This window comes from Clostridia bacterium (genome assembly GCA_016887505.1).
GTDB lineage: Bacteria > Bacillota > TC1 > TC1 > UBA5767 > UBA5767.
Genome location: CP069393.1, coordinates 1,599,891 through 1,616,368, shown reverse-complemented (window position 1 = coordinate 1,616,368; position 16,478 = coordinate 1,599,891). Strand labels below are relative to the sequence as shown.

Sequence of the window (16,478 nt, the reverse complement as noted above, 5' to 3'; positions counted from 1 at the left end):
TATGAGTAAAAGTACAAGAGTGGTCGTTCCTGGAAGACTTAGTTTCGTGAATTTGTTCGAACCAAAGAGTATCAACGGCTCGGATCCAAAGTATAGCGTATCGGTGATCATTCCTAAGAGTGACAAAAAGACCATCAACATGATTTTAAAAGCTATTGAAGAAGCGAAGGAAGAAGGCGCTCCAAAGTTTGGCGGCAAGGTACCTGCAAATCTTAAGACACCTCTTCGTGATGGTGATATCGACAGACCAGATGATCCCAATTATGCTGATGCCTATTTCATTAATGCTAATTCAAAGAACGCACCTCAGATTGTAGATAGCAAGATTCAAGCCGTTCTTGACCGAAGTGAAGTTTACAGTGGCTGTTATGGGAAGGTAAGTATCAACTTTTATGCCTTCAATGTGAATGGTAACCGAGGGATAGCAGCAGGCCTCGGCAATGCACAGAAGCTTAGAGACGGTGAGCCCTTGGGTGGCATGACAAGAGCTGAAGATGACTTTGAGATTGAGGACGATGATGATTTCATGTCCTAGGTCTCAGCATGTGAGGAGGCGGTAAACCTATGAAGATTTTATCTATAGATATCGAGACATTTTCAGATATCGACTTAAGAAAGAGTGGAGTTTACCGCTACACTGACAGCCCAAACTTCGACATCTTACTCTTTGCTTACAGCATGGATGGTGGTCCGGTGAAACTAATAGATTTGGCTAGTGGAGAAGACATGTCAAAAGAAATCACCAACGATCTGCTGGATCCAAAGGTCATCAAGACAGCCTTTAACGCCAACTTTGAGCGGGTTGCATTGATGAGATATCTCACAAGGAAACTCAGTAAAGAAATCTATCTCAACCCATCCTCATGGAGATGTAGTGAGGTTCAGGCAGCAATGCTTGGACTTCCCCTCCATCTGGAGGGTGTAGCAAAAGTACTCAAACTGGATGCGCAGAAGATGGCAGAAGGAAAAGCTCTGATTCGGTACTTCTGCCTACCCTGCAAACCAACAGCAGCCAATGGTGGTAGGAATCGAAACTTGCCATCGGATGCACCAGATAAATGGGAGCTCTTCAAAAAGTACAATATCAGAGACGTAGAAGTGGAATTGGCCATCAGGGAAAAGATAAAAGACTATCCAATACCTAAGTCAGAACAGGCTCTCTATGAGCTGGATCAGAGGATTAATGACCTAGGCATTATGGCAGATATGGCATTAGTCGACGAAGCAATATCTTGTGATAGGCAGTTCACGGTAGCAGCAACAGAAAGAGCCTATGAACTCACGGGGCTTGAGAATCCAAACTCCGTATCCCAGTTAAAAGATTGGTTATCAGATCGTGGTGTTGAGGTTGAAAGTCTATCCAAGAAAAATGTGAAAGAACTGGTAGATGAGACTGATGGTGAAGTGGAAGAAGCGTTAAAGTTGAGACTTCTTATGGCTAAGACCAGTGTCAGAAAGTACGAGGCTATTGAAAGGGCAGTGTGCTCTGATGATAGAGTTCACGGACTCTTTCAATTCTATGGGGCCAATCGTACTGGTAGATTTTCTGGGAGACTGATTCAGTTTCAAAACCTACCTCAGAACCATTTGAAGGATTTGAAATTGGCAAGAGACCTAGTGATAGAAGGACGTTTTGATGATCTGCAGATGCTCTTTGGCAATACACCGGGTGTCTTATCGGAACTGATAAGGACCGCTTTTATTCCCAAAGAAGGCCATCGGTTCATCGTAGCTGACTTCTCAGCTATAGAAGCAAGAGTGTTATCTTGGCTTGCAGGAGAGAAATGGCGGCTTGAAGTGTTTCAGTCCCACGGGAAAATCTATGAAGCTTCAGCAGCACAAATGTTCCATGTACCCATTGATGAGATTACGAAAGGTAGCCCCCTGAGACAAAAAGGGAAAATATCAGAATTAGCATGTGGTTACGGCGGGGGAGTCGGAGCGTTGAAGGCCATGGGAGCACTTGAGATGGGTGTGGAAGAGCATGAACTGCAAGGTCTTATCAATAACTGGCGCACAGCGAACCCGAGGATTGTTAAGTTTTGGTGGGATGTAGATAAGGCAGCCATTACCGCAGTGAAGGAACGAACCAAGACAAGCACTCACGGCATCTGCTTCACCTATAAAAGTGGCATGCTTTTTGTAACCCTTCCATCTAGGCGAGATTTAGTGTATGTGAAGCCAAAACTCAAGCTGAACAAATTTGGAAGAGAAGGACTCACTTATGAAGGTATTGGTATCACCAAGAAATGGGAGAGAATTGAAACCTACGGACCAAAGATTGTGGAGAATATTGTGCAAGCTGCATCAAGAGACTTATTGGCAGAAGCCATGCTCAGACTAGATAAAAGAGGGTTTGCTATCGTAGCTCACGTGCATGATGAGGTCATCTGTGAAGTGCCAATGGACGAGTCAAGCGTAGAAGAAGTTTGCAGCATCATGAGCGAGAGTCCCAAGTGGTCTGAAGGATTACCTCTAGATGCAGATGGTTACGAGTGCGCTTTTTACAAGAAAGATTAACCAAAGAACCAATTGCATTTCAAGAAGTAACGGAAGCACTAAATAAATTCAAGAAAGAAGGAGGACGCCATGAAATTCACTATTTCGACAGGCAATAGTCGTAAAGACAAGTTTTGGAAAGAACAGACAGTGTCCTGGGTTGAGTTCATACATCGACTCTCTCAAACAACAATCACAAGTGAAACTAGGGAAGAGTACCTGAAAATGAAAAAGTATCAACAGGACGATGTAAAAGACGTAGGTGGTTTTGTAGCTGGAAAGCTCAAAGATGGCAGGAGAAGAAAAGAGTGTGTAATCCATCGGTCCATGCTGACTTTGGACATGGACCATGGAGATGATGCTGAAGGTATAGCAGAGAGCATTGAGCTTCTTTATGGCTATGCTTGCTGCATCTACTCAACCCATAAACATACTAAAGAAACGCCAAGATTGAGGCTAATCATTCCATTATCGAGATCAGTATCCGCTGATGAGTATCAAGCTATCAGTAGAAGGATAGCTCAAGAGATCGGAATTGAGAGTTTTGATGATACAACATATGAACCCAACAGGCTTATGTATTGGCCTAGCACATCATCCGATGGGGAATATTTCTTTAGAAGTATTGAAGGGAGTTTACTGAATCCGGATGCAATTCTAAATCTGTATGAGAACTGGCAGGACACGTCATCATGGCCAGTATCATCAAGACAGACAACTCTTTTAGAGAAGCTGATGAAGAAGCAGGCTGATCCATCGAAGAAAGAAGGTATGGTGGGAGCTTTTTGTAGGGCCTATGCAGTGGAAGACGCTATTGATACATTTCTCTCAGAAGTGTACACGCCAAGTGTCATGCCTGAAAGATACGACTATATTCCAGCTGATTCAACAGCAGGAGTGGTGATTTATGGTAGCAGATACGCATACTCCCATCATGCAACAGATCCTGCTTGTGGAAAATTATCGAATTCCTTTGACCTTGTCAGAATTCATAAGTTCGGTGAGATGGATGAAGATGCAGATGAGAAGAAGCAGCTACCCTCATATAAAGCGATGCTTGAGTTTTGTACGGAAGACAAGTCGGTAAGAAAACAGCTCGCCAAAGAACGTGAGGAAGAGGTTAAGGAGGAGTTTGCCGTCCAGCAAGATGTTAAGAGCGCAGAGTCACAGGATTGGGAGCTAAGCCTTGAACTTAATAAGAACGGAACTGTCAAAGACACGTTAATCAATATCACAGAAATACTCCGTCATGATCCCATGTTTCAAGCAATCGCGTATAACGAGCTTTCTCATGCTATTGATGTGAATGGTACCCTGCCCTGGAAACAGGTGAAATCCGGTTGGAACGATTCAGATTTATCTCGGGCGAAGGTATATTTTGATATGAAATATGGAATCTGGTCTCCTGGAAAGTTTAAAGATGGCTTGTTGACAGCGGTATCCGAGCGAATGTTCCATCCCGTTAAGCAGTATTTCAGTGAATTACCTGTTTGGGACGGAACCGAGAGAGTGGATCGACTGCTTATCGACTATCTAGGTGCAGAGGACAACATCTATACCCGATCAGTAATGCGCAAGACACTATGTGCTGCTGTGGCCAGGATCTATGAGCCGGGTATTAAGTTCGACTATGTGCTAATCCTAAACGGTGATCAAGGGATTGGCAAATCAACCTTTTTTGCCAAACTGGCCGGTAAGTGGTTTTCGGATAGTCTGACAGTCTCAGATATGCGAGATAAGGCTGCTGCTGAGAAGCTGCAGGGATACTGGATTTTGGAGCTTGGAGAATTGGCAGGCCTTAGGAAGATGGATGTGGAAACAGTGAAATCTTTCATTACAAGGACAGATGATAAGTTTAGACAAAGTTATGGTGTTAACGTAGAAAATCATCCGAGGCAGTGCGTCATAGTGGGCACAACAAATGCTGAGAAAGGGTTCCTTAGGGATGTAACAGGGAATAGGCGGTTTTGGCCAGTCTACGTAAAGGTAGGAAAGAAAAGCATTTGGGATGATCTCACTGATTCGAAAGTGGCTCAGGTTTGGGCTGAAGCAATCGTAAAATATCAAGCGGGTGAAGATTTGAACCTAAAAGGTGAAGCGGCAGTGTTTGCTTATAGGAGCCAACAAGAATCAATGGAAGAAGATGATAGAGAAGGTTTGGTCAGAGAATATCTGGATATATTGATACCTGAGAGTTGGGATGATATGGACCTATTCGAGAGACGTAGTTTTCTAGCTGGAGATACTGAGTTTGGCTCTGATAAGTTAGTAGGAAGCGTTAAAAAGATGAGAGTAAGTCTTCAGGAAATTTGGTGCGAGTGCTTTGGAAAGAAGAAAGAGGATTTAAGGAGAACGGACTCTTTCGAGATACAAGGTATCCTAGTTAAAATCGGTGGCTGGAAACGATATGGTGGCAATAAGAATGGGAAGATGAGACTTCCAATTTACGGTCCTCAGCTGACCTATGTACGGGAAAATGGGGAAAAAGCATAAGAACAGAGTTGATGTTCCTAAGATACCTAGGATTGGTGAAGAAACATTTTCAGGAACACCCCAAAAGCCTGTAACTACAAGGGCTATAAGCTATTTGTTCTTATGTTCTTATCTCTACTAGAAAGTATAGATACTAATATATATATAGGTATATAAACACATATACACGCGTAGGGTTTTTGAAACACTTAAGAACACTCCTAGGAACAGAGAATGGGAAGCGAATAATCTTCTAATTTGAAGAGTTCAATAATTGAGGTGAAGGGTATGACGGAAAAAGAAATTGAGCTGATGCTCGTAAAAGAAGTGAAAAGAAGAGGCGGGAGAGCTTTCAAGTTCATCTCCCCTGGCATAAATGGTGTGCCTGACAGGTTGGTGCTGTTGCCTAACGGCAAGACTGGGTTTGTAGAAGTGAAAGCACCAGGCAAGAAGATGCGGCCTAACCAAATAAAGAGAAAAGGTGAGCTGGAAGGGCTAGGATTTTTGGTTTATTGCTTAGACGATCCAGAATACATAGGAGGTGTGGTGGATGGCATTGAACAGCGGAAGGTGTGAGTATCACCCTCATGATTATCAAACCCATTGCACCGAGTTCATCCTTGAGAACAAATCAGCTGGTATTTTTTTAGAGTGTGGACTTGGGAAAAGCGTTATTACATTAACCGCCCTAACGGACCTGCTTCATAACAGGTTTGAAGTATCAAAGGTTCTGGTGATTGCACCACTTCGAGTGGCAAACACCACCTGGCTGGATGAAGTGCTCAAGTGGGAGCATCTGAAAGGCCTCAAGGTTTCAAAGGTGCTGGGCAGTAAAAAAAATAGAACAATGGCTCTTTATAAAAAGGCGGATATCTACACAATCAACCGTGAGAATGTACCTTGGTTGGTGGAGTTCTATAAAAACGACTGGCCCTTTGATATGGTGATCGTCGATGAACTTTCGAGTTTCAAGTCGCCATCAGCTAAAAGGTTCAGGGCTCTAAAGAAAGTAAGACATAAGATCAAAAGGATTGTGGGACTTACTGGAACGCCAGCTCCCAATGGACTCTTGGATATCTGGAGTCAGATCTATCTTCTTGATTGTGGTGAGCGCTTGGGGAGAACCTACAGCGGTTATCGTGGCAGATACTTTCATCCGCAGAAGTATGTAAGTGGCAGCATTCCAACAGACTACGCGCTAAACGATGATGCTGAAGAAAAGATCTACCGTAAGATATCTGATATTTGCATCAGTATGAAAGCTCTTGATTATCTTAAGATGCCGGCGATTATCTATAACAAAGTGGAAGTCACCTTGTCAGATAAGGAGATGAGACTCTACCGTCAGTTGGAACGAGATCTGCTCCTACCGCTTGCAGATAGTGATGTGGATGCTGCCAACGCAGCGGTGCTTTCAAATAAGCTCCTTCAAATGTCTGGTGGTACTGTCTATGACGAATATGGAGATGTACACCAGATTCACGATAGGAAGCTCAATGCTTTAGAAGATCTCATTGAAGCGACCAATGGAAAACCTGTTCTCATCTACTACGGCTTCAAGCATGAAAGAGATCGCATCAAGAAACGATTTGATACAGGAGTTATTAACACCTCGGAGGATATAGCCAAGTGGAACCGGGGAGAAATGAAAATTGCACTGTGCCATCCAGCATCTGCAGGGCACGGGCTAAACCTTCAAGAAGGCGGTTCAACCATCATCTGGTTTGGTATCACTTGGAGTCTTGAACTCTACCAACAGGCAAATGCCAGACTGTGGAGACAGGGACAAAAATCAACAGTAGTGATCCATCATATCCTGGCCAAGGACACCATCGATCAGAGAGTGATGAGAGCACTTGATAACAAAGACACAGGTCAGAAGGCTTTGATTGAAGCTGTGAAGGCTAGAATAAACAATTTAAAAAATGGAGGAAGAAACGATGAGCGTTAATAAGTTCAATGCTGAAGGCTACTACGATCCAACCGCCTTTGAGGCATTAACTAATATTGAAAAAGTAAAAAAGCAAAAGAAGAAGATTGTTTTCATCTGCAGTCCTTTTGCGGGTGATATCGACTGGAGCACGAAAAGAGCCAGGAGATACGGAAGATTTGCAGTAACACAGAAGACGGTCCCGATTATAACCCATTTGATGTATCCGCAGTTCCTTGAAGAAACTGACCCTGAAGAAAGACAGTTGGGCTTAGACTTGGGGCTTGTGCTTCTTGGGAAATGTCATGAACTTTGGGTATTTGGAGATAAGATATCTTCCGGTATGTCCGTTGAGATCAAAAGCGCAAAAAGATGGAACATACGAGTCAGATATTTTACAACAGGGTGTAAGGAGACTGGTGGTACGAGATGATGAATGCAAAGGGATATTTGTCTCAGGCCATTTGGCTTGATCAGGTCGTTGAGAGTAAGTTAGAACAGTTGGAAACATTGAAAAGCCTTTCTATGAAAGTCACCTCGAGTTTTACTGCAGAGAGGATATGTGGGGGGAACACACCGAAGAGTAAGATGGAAAGCGCCATTGTGAAAGTCATTGATATGGAAAATGAAATCAGTGATGATATTGACCGCTTGGTTGATCTTAAGAAGGATATTCAAGATACGATCAACAAAATGGATGACATCAACCAACAGCTCTTGCTTGAACTAAGATACCTGAATGGTAAAGGGTGGGATGAGATTGCAGTTTCAATGAGATACGATCCAAGAACTGTGTTTAGGCTTCATGGTAAAGCCCTAAAAGAATTCGAAAATACGAAAAGATGTCAGTAAATGTCAGTAAATGTCAGTGAATGTCAGTAGCAATCTGTGTTATAGTTATGGTGTAAAGGTATAGAAAATCCACGTACACCATATGTTGTAGCATACGCCTAAGCTATATCGATTCGAATCTTAGGAAACGCAGCATTCTTGGATCCTAAGCTCTGGTTAATGAACTGGAGCTTTTTCTTTACCTTTTTTTAAGCGAGAAAACAGGAGGTGACTTTGATGCCTTGGAAACCAAAGCATATTTGCAACTATCCTGGGTGTCAAACACTGACCCATGATAGATACTGTGAGAAGCACAAGAAAGAGATGACAAAGAGACAAAATGAAAGAAGCTCGAAGATGTACACCTATAGTTGGCGAAAGACCAGCAAGGAGTTTCTTAAGAAGTATCCCCTGTGTGTTAACTGTAAAAGAGAAGGAAGACTCACCCCGGCAACAGAGGTGGACCACATCAAACCACACGGTGGAGACCGGAAGCTATTCTGGAACAAGAAAAACTGGCAGCCACTATGTAAAAGCTGTCACGCGAGGAAGACCGCAAAGGAAGATGGAGGCTTTGGTAATACACTTAAATTGTAGGGGGTAGGGGGTCTGAATCGCGCTAGAACCCTTGGTACGCCAACGCGCTGGGGTTTTGTGTGAAAAATCGCGAAAATCGCTAGGGGGGTATATCCTGAGATACTAGCGATAAATAAAATGAAGTAACATATTTTGTAACTCGTATGAATAGTGGGACGCAGCACACCCTTAATAAATAAAAAGTGTAATCGATGTGAACTTAATACAACCTTGAAAAGCAAACATTTTTCTATGAGTTTTAGCCTGATGACAGTGATCACGGGCTTTTTTTATGCAACGAAACGGAGGTAATCTGATGGGACAGGAAATGATTATAAGAAAAGTACCGGTGACTGGTATCAATCCGGCGGAGTATAATCCAAGAAAAGATTTGAAGCAAGGGGACCCGGCTTATGAAAAACTGAAAAGGTCCATGACTGAGTTTGGCTATGTGGAGCCTATCATCTGGAATGAAGAGACTGGCAATATTGTTGGAGGGCATCAAAGGTATAAAGTTCTTATTGAAGAAGGACATACGGAAGTTGAATGTGTCATTGTTAAGTTGACTGCTGAAAGAGAAAAAGCATTAAACGTGGCTCTTAATAAAGTAACGGGCGACTGGGAGGTTGAAGCGCTGGCTGATTTAATTAAAGACCTGGAAGCTCAGGACTTTGATGTGACCCTAACGGGATTTGATGCTGCAGAAATCGAGGATCTCTTCAGTCAGGTCCATGATAAAGATGTGAGCGACGATGACTTTGATGTAGAGGCTGCCCTAGAAGAAGAACCAATTTCAAAACAAGGTGACATTTGGCTGTTAGGCAAACATCGATTGATATGTGGAGACAGCACTCAAGCCGAAACTTATGAGAGGCTGATGGACGGAAAGAAAGCGAATTTAGTCGTAACGGATCCTCCATATGGCGTTTCCTATGATGGGAGCCAAGGAACTATTCAAAATGACAATTTGAAGGATGAAGAGTTTTACAGGTTTCTTTTTGATGCATTTAAAAACATGGAGAGTATTATGGCTATGGATGCTTCTATTTATGTATTTCATGCAGATACAAAAGGCTACATTTTTAGAAAGGCCTTTCAGGATGCTGGATTCTATCTTTCAGGTGTTTGTCAGTGGGTGAAACAGTCTTTGGTATTAGGACGTAGCCCTTATCAGTGGAAACATGAACCGTGTCTTTTTGGATGGAAGAAAAAAGGGAAACATAAATGGTATGCAGGGCGAAGTGAAACTACAGTTTGGGAATTCGATAAGCCATCAAAGAGCAGTCTTCATAGTACGATGAAGCCAGTTCCATTAATCGCATATCCCATTAAGAATAGTTCTAGTGTAAATTCAATTGTTGTTGATCCTTTTGGTGGATCGGGTAGTACTTTAATTGCTTGTGACCAGACAGATAGAATTTGTTATACAGCTGAGATTGATGAAAAATTTGTGGATGTAATTGCAAAAAGATACACAGCCCATGTTGGAAGCGATGCAGATGTTTTTCTTCTGCGAGATGGCAGGGAAATCCCTTATTCAGATTTGAAACAAGAAGATAGTGAAGTAAAGGTTATTTAAACGCATCTACGCTTGACTTATATCTCCTGTAGAGTGATGTATGTAGTACCGAGAATAAAGGAGGTATGAGTTAATGCGTATTGGAACAACATGTGAAAAGCGAAAAGATGGTGACAACCATGACGAATAAACCAAGAGCCTTGTTCGGAAGAAAGTTTAATGACCTCGAGGAACTCAAGGATGCTACCTTTTATGCGAAAAAAGATAGGAAGCAAGGCAGCTTATATGAAGTGACAAAAGAGATAGCTTTTAATGACGATGAGTTCAAAGCTTTTGCCGAGGACTTTTTTAAAGAGCAACCTTGGATTGAAAAGTCCGATGGCGGCTCTAATGAAAAAGGTGAATTGAGATGCATCCGGGTGATTAATACTGAGACTGGTGAAAGGGTCCTAGTGAGTAGCGAAGGCTATGATTATAGCCGGTACACAGCTCTTGAAGATTAGCGCAAACCTATGTCTAGAGGAGAATGAAGATGTTTACTAACAAAGAAATAGTTGAGAGACTAAAGAATCAGTACCCGCCTGGAACCAGAGTTGAACTAATAAGGATGGATGATAAGCAGGCACCTCCAACCGGAACGCAGGGGACGGTAGTCGGTGTGGACGATATCGGTTCCATAATGGTGTCCTGGGACAATGGCAGTGGACTTAGTATAGTTTATGGTGAAGACAGCTGCAGAATAATTGTAGGGTAATAACTTTATGTTTTAAAACGTAAAATCCTATCCGAGATCACCTGCCCTAAGTATATTCGCGGTGGTGGTTATTATGTATTCCGATGACGAATTAGAGATTCCATTATATGTTAACGAAAATGAATGGCCAAAAGCATTAGATGCATTGGTGTGGACCAGGGTCGAAGATGCTGATAAGGATTGACAGTTTGAGTAATACTTCGTGGAAATTAACAATGTAAAAGACTACTTAGATGAGTATGATTTTACAAAACACGGTATATATAATATACTTACATTGCGAAAAGGTAACAAGAAAGTTGTTCAAGGCGATTATTAAATATGAGAGCTCTTTTATTGTAAGAAGTTTAATCTGGGGGACGTATGAAAAAATTATTAGTAGTCATATTCATAATTTTGTTGGCAACTGGATGCAGTGAGCAGCAAAAAATTGACGAACAAACCGCGCCATTAAACGCGCAAATCGAAACGCAGGCAGAATACATAAAAGAGTTGGAAGAGAGAGTAGAACACAGAGAAGAAGAACTTGAGGATTTAAGTGTGGTGATAGGTGAGTTGACTAGACCAGTGGATAATAGCGTGTATAGTAAAGGATTTAATGAGCGAAAATTCGAGTACCTTCCGCGTGCCATGCATGTCGCTGGACCAACATACCTAAGAACACATCCATATGATGAGGCTGCCGCCCTAAGAAAAAGTACAAATGCACCTTGGCCTCTAAAGGAAAAGGATGTTATTATACATGCCCTCGTACGTAATGAAGACGGTGAGGATTGGGTGCTGGTTGAGTATCCGGATTTAACTAATTATTTGAATAATTTTGGCTATGTTCCACTTGATAGCCTTAAGGAAGTTGAGTATAGCGCCTCGCTCTCGGATGATACAGAATCTATCGCTGGGGTAAAAATTGGTGATATCTTTGAAAAAGCAGTCGTCGTATGGGGTGACGAATACAATAAGAGTAATGGACCTAATATGATGGGGTATTCTTTTGGGGATGAAGCTGTAGCTGGTGTTGATTTGGATCCAATAAAAAATACAATAATGAGTATATTTGTTAGAACTAAAGGATTCTGTACAAAAGAAGGTGTGATGGTTGGAGATTCTGCCAAAGAGGTGATGCAAATATACGAGAAGAAATATGAAAGAAATGTAGATGGTAAACTATATGAAGAAAGAAGCGAATATATCTTTAAACTAAACGATGATGGTTATGTGATAGAGTTTAGACTTAATGAAAATGACATTTCATATGAGAATTTATCTGATGAAATTATTACCAGCATGTCGATCTATAATATCTACGTTGGTGACGCGTAGCATAAAATAATGAAAAACAGTACTGTACAGAGCCTGAATTAGAAAAGCAAAAGACTTCTTAGGAGGTCTTTTTTTCATGGCACTAAAGCCAACGAGGGGAGGTGAGAAGTATGGCTGGGAGAGGAAGACCACCAAAACCCACAGCAATCAAGGAGCTGGAAGGCAATCCTGGGAAACGACCGCTCAACAAAAATGAACCAAAGCCTAAACAAAGAGCACCGAAGTGCCCGTCATGGCTTGAACGGGATGCCAAGAAAGAATGGAGAAGACTTTCAAAAGAACTGGAAGCCATGGGACTGCTGACGGAGGTGGACATGGCTGCTTTTGCAGGGTACTGTCAGGCTTTTGCCAGATGGAAAGAAGCAGAAGAATTCATTTCAAAGCACGGATCTATTCTTAAAACGAATTCTGGATATATTCAGCAGATTCCTCAGGTGTCCATTGCACAGCAGAACCTAAAACAGATTCGAAACTTCTGCTCCGAACTGGGACTCAGTCCATCAGCTAGAAGCAGACTAAACATCAATAATTCTGCGAACACCATCGAAGGAAATGCCATGGAAGAACTGCTTTGCAATGTACCAAGGGCAGAGGATATTTTGAAGAAGTGTGATGATTAATAATGAAAGGAGCCAGGCAATATGCCATTTAGTGAAGCTCATGCGAATCACGCTATTAACTTTATCGAACAACTGAAGCTGACCAAAGGCAGATGGGCCGGTCAGCCTTTTAAGTTACTTTCTTGGGAGAAAGATCTAGTAAGCAGGCTCTTTGGAACTTTGAGAGAAGATGGTACCCGCCAGTACCGAACTGCTTATGTTGAAATAGGTAAGAAAAATGGGAAAGCCCTGGCTATCAACACGCTTTTACCAACCCCTGCGGGGTGGACGACCATGGAAGCCTTAAAAGTTGGAGATGAAGTATTTGATGAAAACGGAAAACCTTGCAAGGTAGTAAGTTGCACGGAAGTAATGTATGGGCACTCTTGTTATGAGGTGACTTTATCAGATAAAGAAAGCATTATTGCTGATGCGGAACACTTGTGGCAGGTCGAAGAATACAAACCGCATAGAAGTCCAAGTTGTGCGACAAGAATACTCAGTACCGAGATGATGAAGGATCAGATCAAATTCAAGAATGACTGTTATCATTACCGGATTCCAGTGCAAAAAGCACTTGAGCTTGAAGAAAAGAAATTGTTAATACCGCCATATATGTTGGGTGTCTGGCTTGCAGATGGGAGTAGCTATAATGCGAGTTTTACCTGCAATGTAAACGATCTTGATATCGTGGAAAAACTGAATAGACTAGGTGTGGAACTTCGAGAATGGAAATCAACAAATACAGGTAGTGTCCAGTTAGCGTTTAGGAATGGAGATAAAAGACAAGCAGCGAGAAATGTTTCTTGGCAATCCAAGATGAGAAAAATGGGATTGTTTTGCAATAAGCATATTCCAAATGAATACCTACGAGCAGCATATGAACAAAGATTAGAATTACTGAAAGGGCTTATGGACTGCGATGGATATGTTTCAAAAGCTGGAGAATGTGAATATACAACAGTCAGCAGGAAACTAGCTCAAGATGTGACTGAACTTATTAGAAGTTTAGGTTTCAAGTGTTCAATAAACGAAGGAGTAGCAAAATTAGACGGCAAAGATTATGGAATAAAATATAGGATTCATTTTTATGCATACAGGAGTAATCCTGTTTTTTCTTTGCAAAGAAAGAATGAAAGACTTAAAGATGAGCCTGAAAAACCTACGAAGAACTCTTTTAGATCCATTATAGATATCAAGAAAGTAAAATCAGTACCAGTAAAATGCATCCAGGTGGATAGCCCTTCCCGACTGTATTTAGCTGGAAAAGCAATGGTTCCCACTCATAACAGTGAACTCGGAGCAGCCATCGCCCTGTATATGCTGCTTGCTGATGGAGAGCCGAATGCAGAAGTGTATGTAGCCGCTTGTGACAGACAGCAAGCCAGCATCATCTTTAATACCAGCATGAACTTTGTTGAAGGGAATCCGACACTTTCTAAAGTAACCAATCTGGTAAGGTCTACAAAACGAATCGTCTATCCAAAGACAGGCAGTTTCTATCAGGTATTAAGTTCTGACGTAAAGTCAAAATCCGGCATCAATGCATCCTGTGTTATCCTCGATGAGATTTGGACCTATCCCAATCCTGACCTTGCGAAGATGCTCACCACTGGGTCAGGAGATGCGAGAATGCAGCCGCTCTTTCTATACCTCACTACCGCCGGGAATAAACTTTCTGGTTATGGCTGGGAGATGCACCAAAAAGCAAAAGCTGTACTGGATGGGAGTCGTATTGATCCTACATTCCTATCCATTATCTATGGGCTGGAGGATGATGCGGATATTAGCGATGAAAAAAACTGGTATAAGACCAATCCGAGTCTTGGCCATACCATTCAGATAGAACGCGTGCGAGAACACTTTAGTCAAGTCAAAGATGATCCTGCGGATTTAGCTCTTTTTAAACAGCTGAGACTAAACATGTGGTTAAAACAGGAAATCAAGTGGATGCCCATGGATAAATGGGATCTTTGCAACTACCCTGTGGACCCTGATGATTTAGAAGGTAGAGTGTGTTATGGAGGTCTTGACCTATCATCCACCAGTGACATTACTGCTTTTGTATTGGTATTTCCGCCGATTGAGGAAGGTGATAAGTTTCATGTACTGCCTTATTTGTGGCTTCCTGAAGAGACCCTCTATCAAAGAGTAAGAAAAGATAAAGTGCCTTATGATATTTGGCATAAGAATGGATTTATCGAGCTTACAGAAGGGAACGTGGTTCATTATGGATTCATTGAGAAGTTTATTGAAAAGCTAGGAGAGAGGTACAACATAAGAGAGATTGTCTATGACCGTTGGGGAGCAACGCAGATGAGCCAGAACCTTGAAGGGATGGGTTTTAACGTCGTGCCATTCGGACAAGGCTTTAAAGATATGTCTCCACCGACAAAAGAACTTATGCGGCTTATCTTAAGCAAGCAGATTGCTCATGGAGGTCATCCGGTGCTTCGGTGGATGGCAGACAACATTGTGGTTAGGATGGATCCTGCTGGAAACATCAAAGTGGATAAAGAAAAATCAGCAGAGAAGATTGATGGAATTGTAGCGCTCATCATGGGACTTGCCAGAGCAACAGTAAATCCGCCAGATGATGTTTCCATCTATGATGAAAGAGACATGATTATTTTAGGATAGAAGGGGAGTGAATATATAGTGGCAAATTTCTTTAGATGGCCTTTTAAGGCAAGAGCAGAACCGACGGACAGTGTCAGTAGTGCCCCGAATTTTTATATGGGGCAAAGCGTATCAGGGAAAATCGTCAACGAACGAAGTGCCATGCAGACCACAGCGGTTTTTGCCTGTGTGAGAATCATTGCAGAGACGGTGGCGTCTTTACCACTTCATACCTACCAGTATAAAGGGGATGGAAAGGAGAAGATGTACACTCATCCGCTATATAGACTTTTACATGATGAACCTAATCCAGAGATGACTTCCTTCACCTTACGGGAAACCATGATGACCCACATTCTCCTTTGGGGTAACGCCTATTGTCAGATCATTCGAAACGGTAGAGGTGAAGTGGTGCATTTGTATCCCCTTCTGCCTGAAAAGATGACAGTGGACCGGGATAGTAATGGTGATCTTTATTACGCTTACAGGAAAGATGGCACCACTCATTATCTAGGTCCTGAAGATATACTTCATGTGCCTGGGCTTGGGTTTGATGGTGTGATGGGCTATTCACCAGTGGCTCTTGCCAAAAATGCAATCGGTCTTAATATTGCCGCTGAAGAATATGGTGGTAGGTTCTTTGCTAACAATGCTACGCCAAGTGGTATTCTTTCAACTCAAGGAACCATCAAGGATCCGACCAAGGTAAGGGATGCCTGGCAATCAGCCTATGGTGGTGTTAACAACAGCAACAAGGTGGCAGTGCTTGAAGATGGCCTGCAATATCAAGCCATCAGTATGCCCAACTCCGATGCCCAGTTTCTTGAGACCAGGAAGTTTCAGATAGAAGAAATATGCCGGATATTTCAGGTGCCTCCCCACATGGTAGCTGACCTGAGTAAGAGTTCATTCAGTAACATCGAGAATCAGTCCATTAGCTTTGTGGTCCATACCATCAGACCGTGGCTGGTTAGAATTGAACAGGCTATGAACAGAAAGCTTTTCAATGAAAGTGAAAAAGGCCAGTGTTTTGTCTCTTTTAATGCTTCCGCCTTGATGCGAGGGGATTATAAATCCAGGATGGATGGCTATGCTATTGGAATTCAGAACGGGTTTTTCTCTGTTAACGATGTAAGACGGATGGAAAACCTGGATCCCATTTCTCAAGATGAGGGCGGGGAGTTGTACTTGACCAATGGTAATATGTTACCGCTTAAGATGGCCGGTGCCTATGCTAAGAAGGCCCTTGAAGCAAGTGGTGGTGAGTAGTTTTGAAGATAAGTGTTTAACTATGGCCATTTGTTTGGAAAACTTAAAATGTAAGGATTAACAGCATTTCTCAAATGGAGGAGTGTTTTT

Annotated in this window: 15 protein-coding genes; all 15 read left to right on the top strand. The window is 42.3% G+C overall.

All coding sequences use genetic code 11. The features are described from left to right. Nucleotide 1 precedes the first annotated feature (1 nt). The 15 genes from JR334_07685 to JR334_07615 all read left to right on the top strand — a co-directional run bounded on the left by JR334_07685 (nt 2) and on the right by JR334_07615 (nt 16,388). A complete protein-coding gene (locus JR334_07685; protein QRN84855.1) occupies nt 2-535 on the top strand; it encodes a DUF2815 family protein in 534 nt (177 codons plus the stop codon). 29 nt (nt 536-564) lie between these two features. After that, nucleotides 565-2,520, top strand: a complete 1,956-nt coding sequence (locus JR334_07680) for a DNA polymerase (GenBank protein ID QRN84854.1) — start codon at nt 565-567, stop codon at nt 2,518-2,520. Between the two features lie 69 nt (nt 2,521-2,589). Next, on the top strand, nt 2,590-4,992 hold the full coding sequence (locus tag JR334_07675) for a hypothetical protein (protein QRN84853.1): 2,403 nt from the start codon (nt 2,590-2,592) through the stop codon (nt 4,990-4,992). Nucleotides 4,993-5,259: 267 nt separating this feature from the next. After that, on the top strand, nt 5,260-5,547 hold the full coding sequence (locus JR334_07670; GenBank protein ID QRN86891.1) for a VRR-NUC domain-containing protein: 288 nt from the start codon (nt 5,260-5,262) through the stop codon (nt 5,545-5,547). Continuing rightward, nucleotides 5,522-6,922: a DEAD/DEAH box helicase gene (locus tag JR334_07665; GenBank protein ID QRN84852.1), complete on the top strand. Its 1,401-nt coding sequence runs from the start codon at nt 5,522-5,524 to the stop codon at nt 6,920-6,922. Before JR334_07670 ends, JR334_07665 begins: the two co-directional genes overlap by 26 nt. After that, nucleotides 6,912-7,334 (top strand): DUF4406 domain-containing protein, encoded by a 423-nt coding sequence (locus JR334_07660; GenBank protein ID QRN84851.1) that lies wholly within the window; start codon nt 6,912-6,914, stop codon nt 7,332-7,334. The genes JR334_07665 and JR334_07660 overlap by 11 nt, the downstream gene beginning before the upstream one ends. Beyond that, nucleotides 7,334-7,753: a DUF1492 domain-containing protein gene (locus JR334_07655; protein ID QRN86890.1), complete on the top strand. Its 420-nt coding sequence runs from the start codon at nt 7,334-7,336 to the stop codon at nt 7,751-7,753. The genes JR334_07660 and JR334_07655 overlap by 1 nt, the downstream gene beginning before the upstream one ends. A gap of 216 nt (nt 7,754-7,969) precedes the next feature. After that, nucleotides 7,970-8,329: an HNH endonuclease gene (locus tag JR334_07650; protein ID QRN84850.1), complete on the top strand. Its 360-nt coding sequence runs from the start codon at nt 7,970-7,972 to the stop codon at nt 8,327-8,329. Between the two features lie 307 nt (nt 8,330-8,636). Next, nucleotides 8,637-9,887: a DNA modification methylase gene (locus JR334_07645; GenBank protein ID QRN86889.1), complete on the top strand. Its 1,251-nt coding sequence runs from the start codon at nt 8,637-8,639 to the stop codon at nt 9,885-9,887. Nucleotides 9,888-10,006: 119 nt separating this feature from the next. Continuing rightward, nucleotides 10,007-10,330, top strand: coding sequence for a hypothetical protein (locus JR334_07640; GenBank protein QRN86888.1), 324 nt, complete (start codon nt 10,007-10,009; stop codon nt 10,328-10,330). 23 nt (nt 10,331-10,353) lie between these two features. Then, nucleotides 10,354-10,581, top strand: a complete 228-nt coding sequence (locus JR334_07635; GenBank protein QRN84849.1) for a DUF4314 domain-containing protein — start codon at nt 10,354-10,356, stop codon at nt 10,579-10,581. A gap of 363 nt (nt 10,582-10,944) precedes the next feature. Further along, entirely contained in the window at nt 10,945-11,901 is a 957-nt protein-coding gene (locus JR334_07630; GenBank protein QRN84848.1) for a hypothetical protein, read from the top strand. Nucleotides 11,902-12,011: 110 nt separating this feature from the next. Further along, nucleotides 12,012-12,521, top strand: a complete 510-nt coding sequence (locus JR334_07625) for a phage terminase small subunit P27 family (protein QRN84847.1) — start codon at nt 12,012-12,014, stop codon at nt 12,519-12,521. Between the two features lie 21 nt (nt 12,522-12,542). Further along, complete coding sequence (locus JR334_07620; protein ID QRN84846.1) at nt 12,543-15,140, top strand: terminase; 2,598 nt, start codon at nt 12,543-12,545, stop codon at nt 15,138-15,140. A 96-nt stretch (nt 15,141-15,236) separates the two neighbouring features. After that, a complete protein-coding gene (locus JR334_07615; GenBank protein QRN86887.1) occupies nt 15,237-16,388 on the top strand; it encodes a phage portal protein in 1,152 nt (383 codons plus the stop codon). The last annotated feature ends 90 nt before the right edge of the window (nt 16,389-16,478 follow it).

Coding starts and splice junctions, on each gene's coding strand:
- JR334_07620 (QRN84846.1), top strand. CDS start 12,543: ATGCCATTTAGTGAAGCTCATGCGAATCACGCTATTAACTTTATCGAA.
- JR334_07650 (QRN84850.1), top strand. CDS start 7,970: ATGCCTTGGAAACCAAAGCATATTTGCAACTATCCTGGGTGTCAAACA.
- JR334_07640 (QRN86888.1), top strand. CDS start 10,007: ATGACGAATAAACCAAGAGCCTTGTTCGGAAGAAAGTTTAATGACCTC.
- JR334_07680 (QRN84854.1), top strand. CDS start 565: ATGAAGATTTTATCTATAGATATCGAGACATTTTCAGATATCGACTTA.
- JR334_07635 (QRN84849.1), top strand. CDS start 10,354: ATGAAGATGTTTACTAACAAAGAAATAGTTGAGAGACTAAAGAATCAG.
- JR334_07685 (QRN84855.1), top strand. CDS start 2: ATGAGTAAAAGTACAAGAGTGGTCGTTCCTGGAAGACTTAGTTTCGTG.
- JR334_07645 (QRN86889.1), top strand. CDS start 8,637: ATGATTATAAGAAAAGTACCGGTGACTGGTATCAATCCGGCGGAGTAT.
- JR334_07665 (QRN84852.1), top strand. CDS start 5,522: ATGGCATTGAACAGCGGAAGGTGTGAGTATCACCCTCATGATTATCAA.
- JR334_07625 (QRN84847.1), top strand. CDS start 12,012: ATGGCTGGGAGAGGAAGACCACCAAAACCCACAGCAATCAAGGAGCTG.
- JR334_07670 (QRN86891.1), top strand. CDS start 5,260: ATGACGGAAAAAGAAATTGAGCTGATGCTCGTAAAAGAAGTGAAAAGA.
- JR334_07675 (QRN84853.1), top strand. CDS start 2,590: ATGAAATTCACTATTTCGACAGGCAATAGTCGTAAAGACAAGTTTTGG.
- JR334_07655 (QRN86890.1), top strand. CDS start 7,334: ATGAATGCAAAGGGATATTTGTCTCAGGCCATTTGGCTTGATCAGGTC.
- JR334_07660 (QRN84851.1), top strand. CDS start 6,912: ATGAGCGTTAATAAGTTCAATGCTGAAGGCTACTACGATCCAACCGCC.
- JR334_07630 (QRN84848.1), top strand. CDS start 10,945: ATGAAAAAATTATTAGTAGTCATATTCATAATTTTGTTGGCAACTGGA.
- JR334_07615 (QRN86887.1), top strand. CDS start 15,237: ATGGGGCAAAGCGTATCAGGGAAAATCGTCAACGAACGAAGTGCCATG.